We start from the raw sequence: 18,919 nt of genomic DNA on the forward strand, positions 1-18,919 counted from the left end.
AGCGGTTTTCCGAATAGATCATGCGCAAAACAAACGGCTAAAGCGCTCTCGTCGCGCTTTAGCTCGCGGCTTCCAGCCGTTCCTCGGTGAGCAGGCGCGTCGCGGCATCCGCATCCATCGGCTCGCCGAAGGCGAAGCCCTGCGCGTATTCGCAGCCGAGCTGGTAGAGTTCGACGGCGTCCGAATCCGTCTCGGCGCCTTCCGCCACCACTTCCATACCGAGATCGTGCGCCAGCGCGATGATCGATTTCAGGATCACCGGGCGGGTGCCGCGGCTGGTGGTGCGGACGAACGACTGGTCGATCTTGATGGTGTCGAACGGGAAGCGCTGCAGATAGGACAGCGAGGAATGTCCGGTGCCGAAATCGTCGAGCGACAGCCCGGTGCCGAGCTCGCGGATCCGCGCCAGCATCTGGGCGGCGTGCTCGGGATTCTCCATGACCAGCGATTCCGTCAGCTCCAGCTTCAGCGTGCCGCGCGCCACCGAGGAGCGCGACAGCACGGTGCGGATATCGTGGATCAAATCGTGGCGCAGCAATTGCCGCGACGACACGTTGACCGACGCGAAGATCGGCTCGCGGGCGCGCATCGCGCGCTGCCACACCGCGAGCTGGCGCGCGGTCTGGTCCATCACGAACATGCCGAGATCGACGATCAGACCGGTTTCCTCGGCGACGTTGATGAATTCCGACGGCGACATCCGGCCGAGCTTGGGATGGTCCCAGCGCACCAGCGCCTCGAAGCCCGCGATGGCCCGATCTTCCAGCCGCACGATCGGCTGGTACAGGATGGTGAGCTCCTGGCGCTCGATGGCGCGGCGCAGGTCGCTCTCGAGCGTCAGGCGGTCGGTCTTCCGCGCCCGCATCGCCGGCTTGTAGACGTCGATGCGGTCGCCGCCGATCCGCTTCGAATGATACATCGCAAGCTCGGCGTCCTTGATGATCTCGTCGGTGAGCGGCGCCGCCGGATCGGACAGCGCAAGGCCGATCGAGGCGGTCAGGAAGATCTCGCGGTCGTTGAACGCGATCGGCGCACGGATGGTCTTGCGGATGGTCTCGGCGAAATTGGTGATCCGCGCCGGGTCCTGCTCCGACAGCAGGATCAGACCGAACTGATCGCCGGCCATGCGCGCCAGCGTGTCCTGCGGCTTGAGGATGCGGGTCAGCCGCCGCGCCAGCGTCAGCAGGATGGAATCGCCGACGGCGATGCCGACGGAATCGTTGACCTGCTTGAAGCGGTCGAGATCGATCACCATCAAGGTCGGCCGCAGGTTCGGCATGGTCTTGGCGAGGTTAGCAACCGCACCGAGGCGATCCATGAACAGCCGGCGGTTCGGCAGGCCGGTCAGATTGTCGTGCACCGAGTCATGCAGCATCCGCTCTTCGGAGTTCTTGAACTCGGTGACGTCGGTCAGGGTGCCGACCACGCGCGAGACCTCGCCGTCGGAGCCGACCACGGGCCGCGCCTTCAGCGCGAACCACATGAAGTGGCCGTCGGGCGTACGCAGCCGGAAATCCTGCACCAGGCGGCCGCGGCGTTGGTCGAGCACACTGTCGAGCGCGGCGCGGAAGCGGTCCTGGTCGAGCGGGTGCAGCACTTCGAGCCATTTCGCCGCCGGACCCTCCAGCGTGCCGCGCTTGAGGCCGAGCAGGGCCTCGGTCTCCGGGCTGGTGAACACCTTGTCGGCAGACACGTCCCAGTCCCAGATCAGATCGCCGGAGCCGGTCAGCGCCAGCGCGCGGCGCTCGACGTCGGAGACGACACCGGTGGTGGCGCCGCCGCCGGCGAAAGCGTGCTGCATCACCGTAAATCCGATCAGCATCACGATCAGCACCAGGCCGCCGAGCAGCGCCGGGCCGACGATGTCGTTGGTGACGGAACCGGCGACCGTCATGCCGGCCGCGACCACCCAGACCACCAGCAGGAACCAGGTCGGGATCAACAGCACCGCGCGGTCGAAGCCGTGGGTCGAGAGATAGACGATCAGTGCGAAGCCGGCGAAGGCGATCATCACCAGCGACATCCGCGCGATGCCGGAGGCGACCGCGGGGTCGAACAACGCCAGCGCCACCAGCGAGCCGAGGAAGACGAGCCAGCCGATCGTGATGTGCGAGTAGCGCACATGCCAACGACTGAGATTGAGGTAGGCGAACAGGAATACGAGCAGCGTCGCCGCGAGGATCGCTTCGCCCGCCGCGCGCCAGACGCGCTCGGCGTTGTTCGACATGTCGAGCACTTTGCCCCAGAAGCCGAAGTCGACGCCGATATAGACCAGCACCGCCCAGGCCAGTGCCGCGGCGGCGGGGAACATGATGCTGCCCTTGACCACAAACAAGATCGTGAGCACGAGCGCGAGCAGGCCCGAGATGCCGATCACGATGCCCTGGTACAGCGTGAACGAGTTGACCTTGTCCTTGTAGGCGTCGGGTTCCCACAGATAGAGCTGTGGCAGCTTGTCGGTGCGCAGTTCCGCGACATAGGTGACGACGGCGCCGGGATCGAGGGTGATGCGGAACACGTCGGCGGTCGGGCTCTCCTGCCGCTCGGGACGATCGCCGACCGACGGCGTGATGGTCGCGATACGCGACAGGCCGAGGTCGGGCCACAACAGGCCTGATGACACGATGCGATAGTGCGGCGCGACGATCAGGCGGTCGAGCTGGTCGTCGGTGTTGTTGGCGAGCGCGAACACCACCCAGTTCTGGCCGCCTTCGCGGGCGCGAACTTCGATGCGGCGCACGATGCCGTCGGTTCCAGGTGCGGTGGAAACCTGGATGCGGTCGGCTTCGCTGCGTTGGTGGTCGAGAACCGCGGTGAGGTCGATCGCCGGCGCATCGCTGCGCACGCTGACCGCGTCGATCGCATACGCGTCAGGCGCAGCGGCAAACATCATGAGGCCCAGCGCCAGCAGCGCAAGGCACCTGATCAGACGCAATGTCAGTACTCCGCGATCGACAAACTGCCCGGGCCCGGCGACCGGCCCGGAGGTGGCGCGATAAATGACACGAAAGCGAAGGGAATCAAAGGGTTTCCGCCCCTGCTTCCGTTGCGAGAGTTAAACCACCAACACAATTTTGCCAATATGTTCGCTGGTCTCCATGCGGCGGTGCGCATCGGCGGCCTTTTCCAGCGGGAATGTGCTGTCCATCAGCGGTTTGACGCGACCTTCGCGCAGTAGCGGCAGCACCTTCGCCTCGATCGCCGCGACCATCGCCGCCTTGTCCGCATTACTACGGGGGCGCAGGGTCGAGCCGGTGTGGTGCAGCCGCTTGACCATCAGCTTGGCGAAATTGGCTGTGGCCTTCGGTGTTCCCGACAGGAACGCGATCTGGACGATGCGGCCCTCGACCGCGGCGGCGTCATAGTTCCGGTCGATATAGTCGCCGCCCACCATGTCGAGGATGACATCGGCGCCGTTGCTGCCGGTCGCCTGCTTCACCGCCTCGACGAAATCCTCGGTCTTGTAGTTGACCGCGCGATCGGCACCGAGCTTGAGGCAGGCGTCGGCCTTGTCCTGCGAGCCGACGGTGACGATCACCTTGGCGCCGAACGCCTTGGCAAGCTGGATCGCCATCGTGCCGATGCCCGACGAGCCGCCGTGAATCAGCAGCGTCTCGCCGGCTTTGAGCGCGCCGCGCTCGAACACGTTGTGCCAGACGGTCATCAGCGTTTCCGGAATAGCGCCGGCTTCCTGCATCGTGAGCTGCGGCGGCACCGTCATCGCCTGCGCGTCCTGCGCGATGCAATATTGCGCGTAGCCGCCGCCGGCGACGAGCGACATCACCTTGTCGCCGATCTTGTGCTTGGCGCCATCGCCGAGTGCGACCACTTCGCCTGCGATCTCGAGGCCAGGCAGGTCGCTCGCGCCGGGCGGCGGCGGATAGGAGCCGGAGCGCTGCGCGACATCAGGGCGATTGACGCCGGCGGCCGCGACCTTGACCAGGATTTCGCCGGGACCAGGCACCGGCAGCGCGCGGGTCTCCGGCACCAGCACCTCCGGGCCACCTGGCTTGCTGATGGCAACAACGGTCATTTGCGCGGGCAGGTTTGGCATGGTTCGTCCCTGGTCAGTGAAGAGGATTGGCTTGTGGCATACCGCCTTTTGCAACGAAGCGAAACGCCATTAAGTCCCGAACCGCCTGGTCAGATGGTCGGCTTTTTCGGGGCTGATTTTCTCGACCAGCGGGCCGAGCCTTGCGACCGGCGTACCGGCGCCTTGATCCAGTAGCGGGATGAGTGGGCCATTGGGCCAGGACGGGATCACATCGTCGCGACCGAGCGCGCCAAGCAGGCGCGCCGCGAGATCAGGCGCGATGCTCCACGCCAGCGTAGCGCAGAGCGCGACGAGATTCAGGCCCGTGCGGGTGATGATCGCGGCGCGTGCCGGATCGGACTTGATCGCCGTCCATGGCGCGGTGTGTTGCAGGTAGGCGTTCGCGGTGTCCCAGATCGCGCGAGTTGTTGCCGCAGCGGCGCGAAACTCCAGCGCGGTGTGATGGCGGTGCAGCGCTGCGATGCGCTGCTCCAGATCGAGCGCGAGTTGCCGCTCGGCCTCACCGGGTACACCACCATCCGGGGTTCGGCCGTCGAAGGCGCGGTGCGCAAAGCTGATGATGCGGTTGGCGAGATTGCCGAAGATATCGGCGAGATCCTTGTTCACATCGGCAACGAATCTCGCGACGCTGAAATCGGTGTCGGCGCTTTCGGGCGCGTTGGCGATCAGCCACCAGCGCCAAAGATCGGCCGGCAACTCCTCAAGCGCCGCGTCGGTGAAGATGCCGCGCTTCCTGCTGGTTGAGAACTTGCCGCCCTCGTAATTCAGCCAGTGGAATCCCTTGACCACATCGGCGGTCTTCCACGGCTCGCCGGAGCCGAGCAGCGTCGCCGGAAAGCTCACGGTGTGGAACGGGATGTTGTCCTTGCCGAGAAACTGGATGTAGCTGACGTCGTCGGCCTGCCACCACCAATCCTGCCAGTCGCGGCCGGGCGCGGCGGCGGCCCATTCCTGGGTGGCTGCGATGTAGCCGATCGGCGCATCGAACCAGACGTAGAACACCTTGCCGTCGAAACCTTCGCGCGGGACTGCAATGCCCCAGGCGAGATCGCGCGTGATGCAGCGGTCGCGCAGCTCGGCATTGAGCCAGCCCTTCGCGGTCGACACCACGAAGGGCGGCCACCCGGTGCGGCTGTCGATCCATGCGCCGATGCGGTCGACCAGTTGCGACTGGCGCAGGAACAGATGACGGCTGTCGCGGATCTCAAGCGCGCGGTCGCCTGATAGCGCCGAGCGCGGGTCAATCAGGTCCGGCGGGTCAAGCAGCGCGCCGCAATGGTCGCATTGATCGCCGCGCGCGCTGGGATCGCCGCAATGCGGGCAGGTGCCGAGCACGTAGCGGTCGGGCAGGAAGCGCCGGTCGGCCGGCGACCACACCTGCCGCGCGGTGCACGCCTCGATCAGCCCGGCTGCGTCGAGCCGTCGATAGAAGTGTTGCGTCAGCGCATGATTGTGCGGCGAGCTGGTGCGGCCGAAATGATCGAACGACAGGCCAAAGCGCCGGTAGATGTCGGCCTGGACGGCGTGCTGCGCGTCGCAGAACGCCCGGACGTCCTGCCCGGCCTCGATCGCGCCGAGCTCGGCCGGCGTGCCGTGCTCGTCGGTCGCGCAGATGAAGAGCACGTCGTCACCGGTCTGCCGCCGGAAGCGGGCATGGACGTCGGCCGGCAGCAGCGAGCCGATCAGATTGCCGAGATGCTTGACGCCGTTCACGTAAGGAAGGGCGCTGGTGATGAGAATTTTGGTCATGGGTTAGGGTCTTTCGCGTTCGGTGATGCCGACCCCAGATCGGAAAAATCAAAAGCCCTCCCGCGTGATCGGAAGGGCTTGGGGTCGGCTCATGCCTGGCGCGCAGGCGCACTATCCCGTCCGGTCAGACTCCTTGCGGTCGGGCCGGGGCATTCGCGTCAGATGTTGCGCGCACACGAAAGTCACTGCAAAATTCTCCTGCACAACGACATTTACCAGCTCTGGACGCCAGGCGCCAGATCATGATCGCGGGGAGGACACATGCCGATTGAGGATGAGGACCGGCCGCGGAAGAAGATCACCCACGAGATCGGACAGGATCTCTCGCTGCTGTCGGTCGAGGAATTGACCGAGCGCATCGCGCTGCTCACGACCGAAGTCGATCGTCTGAAAGAGGCGATGACGAAGAAGCGCGCGTCAAAGGACGCCGCGAACGCGTTCTTCAAGTCGTAGCCATCACGTCGTCCCGGACAAGCGAGCAAAGCGAGCGCGATCCGGACCCATAACCACCGCTGTTCATCGTCGCGTACGGCTGGGGCCACAGCTGCGCGCAACGCGGGCATTGGTGGTTATGGGTCCCGGCCCCCGTGCGCAATTGCGCACTAGGCCGGGACGACTCATGGGAATCAACTTGGACCTGTCCCAAACTAGGTCAATGGCCGACATGGCAAACAAAGCCTGAAGAAATCCGTTCATTTACGATCGGTTAAGCTTTCTCGATTATGACTGCATTGTCCTCGTTTGGACACCGAGTGGCTCCTGTCCACTCTGTTTGACGCCTCCCTGTTATCAACTTCAAAAGCCGCCGGAAACGGCGGCTCTTTTTTGTGCGTCCTATCCGTTGGAAACCATAAATTCGGTTGCGGCTGGACTCTGCCGCGCGCCCGCGCAATGATTTGTTCATCATAAGCTGGCGCGTCAGATGCCAGTGGGCGTTACGATGGTGTGAGGGCGTTAACCATGGCGGATCGTTCCCAGAACGAAGCCGGGCTTGTGCTGTTCAGTGAACGGCTGACCAATTCTGCGGCATTTGGCGTGCTGTTCCGGGAAGGCATGGACCTGGTCGAGCAGACCGCCGCCTATCTCGACGGCGAGGGCCGTGCCGAGGCCAAGGCGCTGGAACGCTCCGTCAGCCTGACCTATGCCACCGAGAGCATGCGCCTGACCACGCGGTTGATGCAGCTTGCGTCGTGGCTGCTGCTGCATCGCGCGGTCAAGGAAGGCGAGATGACGCTGACCCAGGCCAATCGCGAGAAGACCAAGGTGAAGCTGTCGGCCGCCGATCCCGGCCCGGTCGACATGGTGACCAAGCTGCCGGAGCAATTGCAGCAGCTGATCGCCCGCTCGATGGATCTGCAGGCGCGCGTCCGCCGCCTCGATACCACGATCCACGCGCCGGCGCCGGATCGCTCGTCGATCGGCAACCCGCTGGTGCCGCAGCTCAACCGGCTCAAGGCCGCGTTCGAGCAGTAAGATACGAACAGTCAGCTCAGTGTGAAGCCTCAGTGCGGCGTGGCTTGGCCCGCCGCTGTGACGTGTGCTGATCGATCACGCGTCGCAGCCGTATCGCGGCTGCTTCCAGCTCCTCCGGTTCGAAGCCGCCGAAGCCGAGCATGAGGCCGAGCCGCGCCGCTGCTTCGTACATCGGTGAAATCGGCCGCACCACGATGCCGTCGGCGAGCGCGGTCTTCGCCAGTTGCACATCATCGAAGCCGTGCGGCATCCACAGCAACAGATGCATGCCCTGGTCGCTTGGCTGCAGCGTGAAATCATCAGGCATGTGTCGCGCAAGCGCCGCGATCAGTGTCGCGCGGCGCGCGGCGTAGACGCCGCGAATGCGCCTGATGTGCGCTTCGAACAGCCCCTCGCGCATATAGGCCGCCAGCACATGCTGGTCGGCGGTCGGTGAATGCCGATCGAGCAGCGCCCGCGCACCGGCGAAGGCGTCGATCAGCGGCAGCGGCGCCACGACGTAGCCGAGCCGCAGCGAGGGAAACAGCACCTTGCTCAGCGTGCCCAGATAAATCACGCGCGACGGCGCGAGGCCTTGCATCGACGGGAACGGATGACCCGCATAGCGCAGCTCGCTGTCATAATCGTCCTCGACGATCCACGCATTGCTTCGCTGCGCCCACGCCACCAGCGCGTTGCGGCGGGCCATGCTCAAGGGCATGCCGAGCGGATATTGATGCGAGGGCGTCACGAAAGCTGCGCGCGCATCCGGACACGCGGCAACCGCAGCATCGACGTCGATGCCTTGTGCATCGACCGGTACGCGCGTGGTGACGAGATCGAGATCGTCGAGCACGGCCGTCATGCCGGGATAGGCCGGATCCTCAGTCCACACCCGATCGCCCGCCGACAGCAGCACGCGGCCGGCGAGGTAGAGGCCCTGCTGCGTGCCGGCCGTGATCACGACCTGCTCGGGCTCGCAATGCACCGCGCGGGATTTGCGCACGTAGTCGGCGATCGCCTGCCGCAGCTCCGTCAGGCCGCGCGGATCGCCGTAGCTCGAAGGCGCCGCCGCGCGCGATGCGCGCACGCGGTTGCCGAGGCGTCGCCAATTGTCATCGGGTGCGACGGCGCCTCCGGGGACCGCAATCGCGAACGGGATTTCGGGCATCGGCGTGAAGGCCGTCACCACCTTGGCAAGCCGCACCGCGCGCGGCGGCAACGCGATCGGCGCAGGCTTGTTCGGGCTGCGGCCGGCTGGCGGGTGGGGTGGCCGTGCTTGCTCCGCAAGCGTCGGCGCCACGCGGGTGCCGGCGCCGACCTGCGATTCCAGATAGCCCTCGGCCTGCAACTGTTCGAAGGCTTCTGTCACCGTGCCGCGCGCAACGCCGAGCGAGGCCGACAGCGCGCGTGTCGACGGCAGACATTCGCCGGCCTTTAGCTCGCCATTGGCGATGGCCGCGCGCAGGGCCCGCGCGATCTGCCGTCCGACCTGCCCGGCGGTGCGATCGACCGTCCGCAGCGAGGGGATGCTGGTGGTGGCGCGCAGGCGGGGCATAGTGGACCAGTCATTGTGATCGAAAGTGGCTCTTATCATAGGCCACTTCAGCGCTATTGTGTGAGCAACAATTGATGAGGTCTGCAATGTACCTGCCGCCGCATTTCAAGATGGATGAACTCGGCCCGATCCACGCCGCGATGCGGGCCTCGAAGCTCGCGACACTGGTCACCGCAACCGCGGACGGGCTGATCGGAACGCCACTGCCGTTGATCCTCAGTGAAAGCGAAGGCGATTACGGCACGCTGTACGGTCACGTCGCGCGGCCCAATCCGCAGTGGAAGCTGCCCGCGGTCGGCGAGGCGATGGCGATCTTCATGGGACCTGACGCCTATGTGACGCCGTCCTGGTATGTGACCAAGGCCGAGCACGGCAAGGTGGTGCCGACCTGGAACTACCTCGCCGTGCACGCGTATGGGTCGGCCGAGTTCTTCGAGGATGCGGACCGGCTGCTTGATGTCGTGACGCGACTGACCCGGTTGCACGAGAGTACGCGCAAGGAAATCTGGCAGGTCAGCGATGCGCCTGACGATTTCATCAAGGCGCAGCTGCGCGGCATCGTCGGCTTCCGGATGCCGATCACCCGGATCGACGCCAAGAAGAAGATGAGCCAGAACCGCAAGCTCGAGGATCGCACCGGTGTCATCGCGGGCCTTGGCGCCAGCGACAATCCGGTCGATCACGAAGTTGCTGCGATGATTCCGGCGAACTGACGTGCTCCAAGCCAGTCATTGCGAGGAGCGACAGCGACGAAGCAATCCATTCATGGGCATGTGCGGGTAGATGGATTGCTTCGCTTTGCTCGCAACGACGGCGGAGGAAGTTGCGCTCGCTTAGCCCCTTCAGAGATTGACGCCCACACATGGAACTGTACCTCGCCTTCGCCATCACAACCGCGACCTTCGCTTTGATCCCAGGTCCGGCCATGCTGTACGCCGCAGCCCGCACCCTGGCGGGCGGTCGGCGTGCCGGGCTGATGGCCTCGCTCGGCCTGCATCTCGGCGGCTATGTCCATGTCGTCGCTGCGGCCGCCGGCCTTGCGCTGCTGTTTCATGCGGTGCCACCGCTATTCATGGCGATGAAGCTTGCCGGTGCGGCCTATCTGGTCTGGCTCGGGCTGTCGCTGTTTCGCGATCGCGGCACCGCCAAGCGTCCCGTGTTGGCGCCGCTCTCCGCGGAGCGCGCGTTCGCGCAAAGCATCGTCGTCGAGGTGCTCAATCCGAAGACCGCGATCTTCTTCCTGGCGTTCCTGCCGCAGTTCGTCGATGCGTCGGCGAGCCTGGCGGTCTGGGCCCAGCTGTTTCTGCTCGGCACGACTGTCAATTTGATGTTCTCGGCGGTTGATATCGTCTGCGTGTTCTTCGCCAGCGCCGTGATGGCGAAGCTGCAGCGCTCCCGCAGGTCGCAGCGGATCATGCAGCGGATCGGCGGCAGCATCCTGGTCGCGTTCGGCGCGCGGCTTGCCTTTGGGGATCGCTAAGGTCGCGGCGCCGCGGGGGTCACAGCGGTCTTCAACAACACGACCCTGTGGTTATGGGTCCCTGCTTTCGCAGGGACGACGATTGTGGATGCAGGCCGTGCGCCACACCCGGTGTCGTCCTGGCGAAAGCCAGGACCCATTACCCCGAATCTCAATTGTTGTGCGACGCTGCGGCCACGATCCGCTCCATCACTGAATGCGGCGGTTATGGGTCCTGGCCTTCGCCAGGACGACGCATGGAGAGAGCCGCGCGCTCGTGCAGCCAATCAATCCGGAGCAGCCCACGAAACAAAAACGCCCCCGAAACGGAGGCGTTTTGCGTGTGAACGCAAGGGTAATCCGGAAGCGGACTTTAGTCCTTCTTGAGGAAGCCCGAAAACTTCTTCTGGAAGCGCGAGACACGGCCGCCGCGGTCCATCAGCTGCTGGCTGCCGCCGGTCCAGGCCGGGTGCGACTTGGGGTCGATGTCGAGGTTCAGCGTGTCGCCTTCCTTGCCCCAGGTCGAGCGGGTCAGGTACTCGGTGCCGTCGGTCATGACGACCTTAATCGTATGATAATTCGGATGAATATCGGCTTTCATGACAGTTCCTTCGGCGCGCCAGCGCCCGTCTCAAGATGTATTGGATACGGGATTTGGGCGGCTCTATAACCCATGGTGCCCGCCAAAACAAGCCAAGAAAGGGCTTAAGCCCATCACCGGATTGGGACTTTACCGGATTTGCCAGCCGGGGGTCCGGGGGCCTATGTGGGGGGCGATAGAACCGGTCTAGATAATGAGTGTAGCCGAACAGCTTGAGACCCCTCGCGGCACCCCCGAGCCGCCGCGCGACGCGTTGCTCGATGAGGAGGCCTTCATCGAGAGCCAGATCATGGAGCCGGTGAAGAGCCGTGCCCGCTTGCGGCCTTTGCTTGCGCTCGCGCCCTATGTGGCGCGCTACAAGGGACGCGCGATCCTCGCGCTGATCTCGCTGACGATCGCGGCGATCACGACGCTGATCGTGCCGGTCGCGGTGCGGCGGATGATCGACCTCGGCTTCACGCCCGAAGGCATCGCGATGATCAACAGCTATTTCAGCGTGATGATCGCGGTCGTTGCCGTGCTCGCCTGTGCCAGCGCCTCGCGCTACTACCTCGTGATGACGATCGGTGAGCGCATCGTCGCCGATCTCCGGCGCGACGTGTTCGCGCATCTGATTTCGCTGTCTCCTTCGTTCTTCGATTCCGCACGGTCTGGCGAACTGGTGTCGCGGCTCACCGCCGACACCACGCAGATCAAGTCCGCGGTCGGTGCCTCGGTGTCGATCGCGCTGCGCAATCTGATGCTGTTCTTCGGTGCTGCCACGATGATGGTGATCACGAGCCCGCGGCTGTCCGGCTTCGTGCTGCTCGCGATTCCGATGATCGTGATTCCGCTGGTCGCGTTCGGTCGCTGGGTGCGGCGGCTGTCGCGCAACGCCCAGGACACGCTGGCCGATGCCAGCGCCTATGCGAGCGAACTGGTCAATGCGATCCGCACCGTGCAGGCCTATACCGGTGAGCGGCTCGCCCGGACGCGCTTTGCCAGCGAGGTCGAGCAGGCCTATGAGGCCGCGCGCAGCTCGACCAAGGCGCGTGCGGTGCTGACGCTGATCGTCATCTTCATCGTGTTCGCCAGCGTCGTCGTAATTTTGTGGGTCGGCTCGCACGACGTGCTGATCGGCGCCATCAGCCCGGGCCGGCTCGGCCAGTTCATTCTCTACACGGCCTTCGCCGCGAGCGGCCTCGGCCAGCTCAGCGAGGTCTGGGGCGAGGTTTCGGCCGCATCGGGCGCCGCCGAACGGCTGTTCGAGATCTTGCGCGTCAGGCCGCAGATTGCAGCTCCGGCTTCGCCGCGCGCACTGCCGCAGCCGGCGCGCGGCGATGTCGGTTTCGACAATGTCAGCTTCGCCTATCCGACCCGGCCCAATGCGCTGGCGGTCGACGGCGTGTCGCTGAAGGTCGGCTCGGGCGAGAAGGTCGCGATCGTCGGTCCGTCCGGCGCCGGCAAGAGCACGCTGTTCCACCTGCTGTTGCGCTTCTACGATCCGAAATCGGGCATCATCTCGCTCGACGGCGTGCCGATCCGGCAGGCCGATCCGGCCGACGTGCGCGCGCGGATCGCGCTGGTGCCGCAGGATTCCGTGGTGTTCGCCGCGAGCGCCCGCGACAACATCCGGTTCGGCCGGCCCGATGCCACCGACGCCGAGGTCGAGCGCGCCGCCGATCTGGCGCATGCCACCGAATTCCTGCGCCGGCTGCCTGAAGGCTTCGACGCCCAGCTCGGCGAGCGCGGCGTGACGCTGTCCGGCGGTCAGCGCCAGCGCATCGCGATCGCGCGCGCGATCCTGCGCGATGCGCCGTTGCTGCTGCTCGACGAGGCCACCTCGGCGCTCGATGCCGAGAGCGAGACGCTGGTGCAGACCGCGCTGGAGGAATTGATGCGTCATCGCACCACACTCGTGATCGCGCATCGCCTGGCCACCGTGCTGTCCTGCGACCGCATCCTTGTGATGGACCAGGGCCGGATCGTCGAGCAGGGCACCCACGCCGAGCTGGTGGCGGCCAACGGCCTCTACGCGCGGCTGGCGCGGCTGCAATTCGAGGGGATTTGAGCGAATTCGGACTCCGTGCGCTCCGCCTATGCGATTCCTATGCGATCGCGCGCGCGCTCCCCTCGAAAACCTATTCCCGCGCAACGATAGTCGCGCCGCGCCATGGATCGGCGCGCGGGGTATTCGATCGATGCGCAGCGACGGAGCGACCGAACCGCAGGGCAGGCTGCTCTGCGCCTGGCAACTCGCCGTGCTGCGCTTCGCGGTGACGCGCGATAACACCGACCGGATGCAAGTGCTCGCAATGGCTGGAGAGCTCGATCGGTCGGGCGGCGCGGCCGATGGCACGTTCCACTTCTTCCGCCGGACGACCTCGGACCTGTGCGTTGCCATCACCGGCAACGATGCGGATGCCGAGGCCATTGTCCGACGTTTCGAGGCGCAAATTGAAAATCCCCGACTGCGTCGCGCGTTCGAGGCGGCCATCGCGAAGGACCGGACCCCGCCGACGATCGTCTCCAGCCGAACCAGGCCGGGTCGCGATCTCTGGAGGGGGCTGGCGCCGCGACGCGCCACCGCAAGGTAGAGACCTAGCTACAATCATCCCGATCGACGCCGCCTTCTCGCATCGCGCGAGGGACGATTGCACTACACCATGCTGTAACGATCTCGATCGGGCGTTGCGATGGATGCGATGCATTTTTGTCTCTTGGCCTCGCTGAGGTCCGGTCGTAAGCCTTAGCAAAAGCGGCCGGCCGGGACCGCAGTGTCGGACAATGCGGGGAGTGGCGAGATGGGTGGTTTGGTGATCAGCGGCGGCCGGGTGGTGGATCCGGCCAGCGGGATGGACGCGATCGGCGACGTCGCGGTTGTCGACGGCAAGATCGCCGCGGTCGGCACCGGGCTCGGCGGCGCCGAGCGGCAGATCGATGCCACCGGACTCGTGGTCGCGCCGGGCTTCATCGACCTGCACGCGCATGGCCAGACCATTCCAGCCGATCGCATGCAGGCGTTCGACGGGGTGACGACATCGCTCGACCTCGAGGCCGGCGTCTTGCCGGTGGCATCCTGGTACAAGCGCCAGGCCGAGAAGGGGCGGGTGCTGAACTACGGCGCCGCGGCCAACTGGGCGTTCGCGCGGATCGGAGCGATGACCGGCTCGAATTCGGAAAGCTCGCTGGAATCGTTCGGCGCAGCGATGCGCGATCGCCGCTGGATCGAGAACGTGGCAACCGAGAGCGAAGTCGGCGGCATCCTCGCGCGCCTTGCCAGCGCCCTGAATGAGGGTGGCATCGGCATCGGTATTCTCAACGCCTACGCGCCTGGCGCCGGCGTGCAGGAATTGACTGCGGTGTGCCAGCTCGCGGCCGATCATGCGGTGCCGACCTTTACCCATGTCGCCTACATGTCCCGCATCGATCCCGAGAGCGCGGCCGAGGCCTATATCCGCCTGATCGGCTATGCCGGCGCGACCGGCGCGCACATGCACATCTGTCACTTCAACTCGTCGAGCAAGACGGATATCGAGCGCTGTGTGGCGCTGATCGCCAAGGCGCAGGCGCAGGGCCTGCCGATCACGGTGGAGGCCTATCCCTACGGCACCGGCTCGACCGTGCTGGCGGCGACCTTCTTCAGCGATCCCAAGTTCGAGGAGCGCAACGGCCTCGGCTATGATTCGGTGCAGCGCGTGACCGACGGTCACCGCTTCGGCAGCCGCGAGGAGCTGCTGGCCGCGCAGGCCGCGGAACCCTCGACGCTGGTGCTGTGGCACGTGCTCGACATCGAGAACAATCAGCACCATCGCGACCTGCTCGACATGGCGGTGTTGTATCCGGGCGGTGCGATCGCGTCCGACGCGATGCCGTGGACGCTGTCGGATGGCCGCCCCTACACCGGCGACGCCTGGCCGCTGCCTGACGATGCGACCTCGCATCCGCGTTCGGCCGGCTGCTTCACCCGCTTCATCCGCGAATGGGTGCGCGAGCGTCGGAAGGTGTCGCTGCTCGAGGGCATCCGCAAATGCGCGCTGATTCCGGCGGAAATCCTGTCCGCGAGCACGCCGGCGATGCGCGCCAAGGGCAGGCTGCAGGCGGGCGCCGACGCCGACGTCGTGGTGTTCGACTTCGAGACGCTCAGCGATCGCGCGACCTTCTCCGCGATGAACCGCCCGGCGGAAGGCGTGCGGCATCTCGTGGTCAGTGGCCAGCCGCTGATCAATGATGGCGTGCTTGACGTCGCGGCACGGCCGGGCCGGCCGGTGCGTCGGCCGGTCACTGGGGGCTGAGATGCCGGTCCCGATCCTGCTGGTCGCGGGTTTTCTCGGGGCGGGCAAGACCACGGTCGTCAACCATCTGCTGGCGCATGCGCAAGGGCGGCGCATCGCGGCGGTGGTCAATGATTTCGGCGCGATCAATATCGACGCGGAGTTGATCGCCGGCGCCAGCGATGGCGTGGTCAGCCTCAGCAATGGCTGCATCTGCTGCACGCTGGAAGGCGATCTGCTGCGCACGCTCGCAACCCTGCTGCGGCGTGATCCGCGTCCCGAATTCATCGTGATCGAGACCAGCGGGATCGCAGACCCCGCCGACATCGTGCGCAACCTGATGGATCCCGTGATCTGGAAGGAGGCACCGCTGGAGACCGTGCTGTGCGTGGTCGACGCGACGCAGCCTGCGGCGATGCTGAACGATGCGCTGCTGCGCTCGCAGTTGCGGGCGGCCGATGTGGTGGCGCTGAGCAAGGTCGATCTCGCCGATGCAGCCGCGTGCGCGGCGATCCGTGATGCGGTGCGGGCGGTGCGTCCGGCGGCCGTGGTGGTCGATGCGCTGCATGGCGAGGTGCCGGCCGCGTTGCTGTTTCCGGCCGACCTCGATCATGTGCCGGCGCCGCGAGAGACCGCGCCGCGACGGCCGGTATCCGACCGGTTCGAGACGCTGAGCTGGACCTCTGAATGGCCGGTGCGGTTGCCGCGCTTGCAGCAGGCGATCGGCAAACTGGCGCCGAAGCTGGCGCGGGCGAAGGGATTGTTCGAGACGGTGGAGCAGCCCGGACGGCTGACGGTATTTCAACTCGCCGGTGGACGCGCGACACTGGCTGCCGGCGGCGTGCCGGCACCCGGCGTGCCGCGCACGCGAATCGTGTTCATCGCCGAAATGGGCGCGCTGTCGCGGGCCGAGATCGATGAGGTGATGCGGGGATGCGTCGAAGCAGGGTGATGCGAAGGTTCTCCGTCATCCTGAGGAGCCGCGAAGCGGCGTGTCGAAGGATCGACGGCCACCAGCCGGGCCGTGCATCCTTCGAGACGCGCGTGCCGCGCTCCTCCAGCGACAAAGGCAAAGCCTTTGCGCGGGGATGACGGGTTACCGCTCCGCGTCAGCCGCAGATGCCGCTGTGTCATCGCCGCAGCACCGCCGCGCAAAGCATGCGTGCGACAATCGCGTCGAATTGACAGCCCATCCCGCACCACCTATCGTTTCTCTCGACGGTTCCCTTCGGGGATCAAAAGGGAATGCGGTGCGAGGGTAACCCCAATGCCGCAGCTGTCCCCGCAACTGTAAACGGCGAGCCTTTCGTCAATTTGCCACTGGGCTATCAGGCCCGGGAAGGCGTCGACAGGCGATGACCCGTGAGCCAGGAGACCTGCCGTCAGTCGTGGTCACACGCGAGCACATCGGGCGGGGGCGTCCTGGTGGGATCGGAGCATTGCCTTTCGGGCAATGCACCAGTCCGCGTTCGCGGTGACGTGCCACGTTACCGCGAGTCTTTTCATGTCTCCGTCCTCTCCCGCCGCGCGCCGTTGGCGCCTCGGCCTCGTTTGCTCCCTGTCATCGCTGCTGCTGCCCGCCGAGGGTTCGGCACAAACGCCTCCACCCACGACGCTCGATCCGATCGAGGTCGCACCCTCGACATCCTCAAGGCCCAAGCCCGCGGCACGAAGCAGCAATATCGCCGCTGCATCGCGGTCACGTGCCAGACCTGCGACGGCGGCGGCAGCCGCTGGCGCGCCGCGTGCTGCAGCATCGGGCGCTTCGGGATCGGCGTCGCCGACGCTTAACGCCACCACGCAGGGCGGCGCCGGCAGCCGTCTCAATCTGACGCCCCTGCAGACGCCGGCCAGCGTCGAGATCATCACGGCGCAGACCATCGCCGAACGCGGCCAGCATAATGTGCTCGACGCCGTCACCCAGAATGCGGCCGGGTTCATCGCAACGCCGGCGCCCGGCAATGGCGGCCTGTCGTTCAGCACCCGTGGCTTTGCCGGCAGCAACTCAGTGATGACGCTGTACGACGGGACGCGCTTCTATATCGGCTCCGGCACCCTGACGTTCCCCTACGACACCTGGTCGACGCAACGCATCGAGGTGCTGCGTGGCCCGGCCTCCGTGCTGTACGGTGAGGGCGCGATCGGCGGCGTCATCAACGTCGTTCCGAAAAAACCGCAGGGCACGCCCTACAACGAGGCCGAGGTCTCGCTCGACAGCAACATGACGCGACGGCTGTCGGTGGACAGTACCGGGCCGATCAATCCCAATGTGTCGTACCGCATCAACGCCACCGGCAACATGTCGGACGGCTGGGTCGATCGCGACAAGACCTCGAATGCGGTGGTCTCTGCCGCGGTGCGCGTGCAGGCATCGGAAAATCTCGCCTTTACGCTCTCCGAAGACTATGGCGACCGCAGCCCGTCGCGCTATTTCGGCACGCCGCTGATCAACGGCCAGATCCAGGATGCGCTGCGCTTCAAGAACTACAACGCAGCCGACAGTGCGATCCGCTACCAGGACAGCTGGACCCAGTTCAAGACCGAGTGGGACGTTGCCGACGGCATCAAGGTCAACAACACGATGTATTATCTGACCAGCGAGCGGCACTGGCGCGATATCGAAAACTACACTTTCAACCCCAAGACTCAGCTGATCGATCGCACGAGCTATCTTGAGATATTCCACGATCAGAAGCAGGTCGGCAACCGCATGGATGCGACCTTCAGCGGCCACATCTTCGGCCTCGAGAACCGGTTCGTGACCGGTTTCGACGTCAATCACATCGAGTTCTTCCATACCAACAACTCAAGCGTTCCGTCCATTCCCACGAACTCCTCGGTCGCTCCCTATGTGTTTGATCCCGGGTCGTTCTTTGTGACCAAGTCTCCGACCACGCCGGGCTTCAATGCAAACGTCAATCAATACGCGCTGTTCGCCGAAGATCGGCTATCGCTGACCGATCAGTTGTCGCTCGTCACTGGCGTCAGATACGATCGCCCTGAGGTCGACCGTACTGACTACAAGACACCGACGAACAGCTTCGAAACCACGCTGTCGGGCACGAGCTGGCGCACCGGCATCGTGTATGAGCCGATCAAGAACCTCGCGTTCTATGGCCAGTATGCGGTCGGCGTCGATCCGGTCGGCAACATCATCTCGCTGGCGGCCTCGCAAAAGACCTTCCAGCTTTCCACCGGCAAGCAGACCGAGTTCGGCGTTAAGCAGTCATTCCTGGGCGGGCGGGGCGAGTGGACGCTGGCGGGCTATCAGATCGTCAAGAACAATCTGCTTATTGCCGATCCCAACGCACCCACCGGTCCGGCGCTGCAGGTCGGTCAGCAATCATCCCGCGGGGTCGAGGCATCCGTCGGGCTGGCGCTGAATGATGGCTGGCGCATTGACACCAATGTCGCGCTGCTGCAGGCCAAATACGACAACAACAGCCAGTTGGTGAGCGGCAAGCTCGTCAGCTATGCCGGCAATGTCCCAATCAACGTGCCGCAAAAGGTCGCCAACGTCTGGCTGACTTGGGACTTCGCGCCGAATTGGTCGGTCTATGGCGGCGTGCAAATGGTCGGCGCGATGTACTCAGACCTTGCCAACACCCAGTTGCGGCCGGGCTACAATGTGGTCAATGGCGGCATCAGGTGGAAGCCGGATGACCGCACCACGGTCGCGTTCCGGGTCTACAATTTGTTCGACAAGGTCTACGCGGTGACTTCGAACGGCACGGGGCAGTGGCTGCTGGGCATGCCGCGCACCGCCGAACTGTCCGTCAACGTGAAGTTCTGA

14 protein-coding genes and 1 riboswitch are annotated in these 18,919 nt (G+C 65.3%); of the genes, 9 read left to right on the forward strand and 5 right to left on the reverse strand.

The genetic code is table 11. From position 1 onward, the window contains the following. Positions 1–58: 58 nt before the first annotated feature. From ACE103_RS04065 to metG, 3 genes are all read right to left on the reverse strand, one after another. Positions 59–2,935: an EAL domain-containing protein gene (locus ACE103_RS04065; RefSeq protein WP_375778418.1), complete on the reverse strand. Its 2,877-nt coding sequence runs from the start codon at positions 2,933–2,935 to the stop codon at positions 59–61. 120 nt (positions 2,936–3,055) lie between these two features. Next, positions 3,056–4,054: an NAD(P)H-quinone oxidoreductase gene (locus ACE103_RS04070; protein ID WP_375778419.1), complete on the reverse strand. Its 999-nt coding sequence runs from the start codon at positions 4,052–4,054 to the stop codon at positions 3,056–3,058. A gap of 69 nt (positions 4,055–4,123) precedes the next feature. Next, the gene (gene metG / locus ACE103_RS04075; protein WP_375778420.1) at positions 4,124–5,803 is read right to left on the reverse strand and encodes a methionine--tRNA ligase; all 1,680 of its coding nucleotides are present in this window, start codon (positions 5,801–5,803) and stop codon (positions 4,124–4,126) included. Positions 5,804–6,064: 261 nt separating this feature from the next. Here metG and ACE103_RS04080 point away from each other — a divergent pair, with 261 nt between their 5' ends. Together ACE103_RS04080 and ACE103_RS04085 are read left to right on the forward strand one after the other, a co-directional pair. Beyond that, entirely contained in the window at positions 6,065–6,256 is a 192-nt protein-coding gene (locus ACE103_RS04080) for a DUF1192 domain-containing protein (RefSeq protein WP_223974305.1), read from the forward strand. Between the two features lie 507 nt (positions 6,257–6,763). Then, a complete protein-coding gene (locus tag ACE103_RS04085; protein WP_375778421.1) occupies positions 6,764–7,276 on the forward strand; it encodes a DUF1465 family protein in 513 nt (170 codons plus the stop codon). A gap of 16 nt (positions 7,277–7,292) precedes the next feature. On the opposite strand, the gene ACE103_RS04090 is transcribed toward ACE103_RS04085, so the two are convergent. After that, positions 7,293–8,813, reverse strand: coding sequence for a PLP-dependent aminotransferase family protein (locus tag ACE103_RS04090; protein WP_375781002.1), 1,521 nt, complete (start codon positions 8,811–8,813; stop codon positions 7,293–7,295). A gap of 86 nt (positions 8,814–8,899) precedes the next feature. On the opposite strand from ACE103_RS04090, the gene ACE103_RS04095 reads away from it, so the two are divergent. After that, positions 8,900–9,526, forward strand: coding sequence for an FMN-binding negative transcriptional regulator (locus ACE103_RS04095; RefSeq protein ID WP_375781003.1), 627 nt, complete (start codon positions 8,900–8,902; stop codon positions 9,524–9,526). A 149-nt stretch (positions 9,527–9,675) separates the two neighbouring features. Next, positions 9,676–10,293, forward strand: a complete 618-nt coding sequence (locus ACE103_RS04100) for a LysE family translocator (protein WP_375778422.1) — start codon at positions 9,676–9,678, stop codon at positions 10,291–10,293. A 352-nt stretch (positions 10,294–10,645) separates the two neighbouring features. Here the strand turns inward: ACE103_RS04100 and rpmE are convergent, their stop codons facing one another. After that, a complete protein-coding gene (gene rpmE / locus ACE103_RS04105; protein WP_223974299.1) occupies positions 10,646–10,873 on the reverse strand; it encodes a 50S ribosomal protein L31 in 228 nt (75 codons plus the stop codon). 193 nt (positions 10,874–11,066) lie between these two features. Here rpmE and ACE103_RS04110 point away from each other — a divergent pair, with 193 nt between their 5' ends. The 5 genes from ACE103_RS04110 to ACE103_RS04130 all read left to right on the forward strand — a co-directional run bounded on the left by ACE103_RS04110 (position 11,067) and on the right by ACE103_RS04130 (position 18,919). Continuing rightward, positions 11,067–12,923 (forward strand): ABC transporter ATP-binding protein/permease, encoded by a 1,857-nt coding sequence (locus ACE103_RS04110; RefSeq protein ID WP_375778423.1) that lies wholly within the window; start codon positions 11,067–11,069, stop codon positions 12,921–12,923. Between the two features lie 130 nt (positions 12,924–13,053). Continuing rightward, positions 13,054–13,449 carry a hypothetical protein gene (locus ACE103_RS04115; RefSeq protein ID WP_375778424.1) on the forward strand — a complete coding sequence of 132 codons (396 nt, stop codon included), beginning with the start codon at positions 13,054–13,056 and terminating at the stop codon, positions 13,447–13,449. Between the two features lie 207 nt (positions 13,450–13,656). Further along, the gene (locus ACE103_RS04120; protein ID WP_375778425.1) at positions 13,657–15,147 is read left to right on the forward strand and encodes an amidohydrolase family protein; all 1,491 of its coding nucleotides are present in this window, start codon (positions 13,657–13,659) and stop codon (positions 15,145–15,147) included. Between the two features lies 1 nt (position 15,148). Then, positions 15,149–16,078, forward strand: coding sequence for a CobW family GTP-binding protein (locus ACE103_RS04125; RefSeq protein ID WP_375778426.1), 930 nt, complete (start codon positions 15,149–15,151; stop codon positions 16,076–16,078). A 250-nt stretch (positions 16,079–16,328) separates the two neighbouring features. Continuing rightward, positions 16,329–16,525, forward strand: a riboswitch (cobalamin riboswitch). Positions 16,526–16,630: 105 nt separating this feature from the next. Continuing rightward, complete coding sequence (locus ACE103_RS04130; RefSeq protein WP_375778427.1) at positions 16,631–18,919, forward strand: TonB-dependent receptor; 2,289 nt, start codon at positions 16,631–16,633, stop codon at positions 18,917–18,919.

Source organism: Bradyrhizobium sp. ma5, from assembly GCF_042258955.1.
Lineage (GTDB): Bacteria > Pseudomonadota > Alphaproteobacteria > Rhizobiales > Xanthobacteraceae > Bradyrhizobium.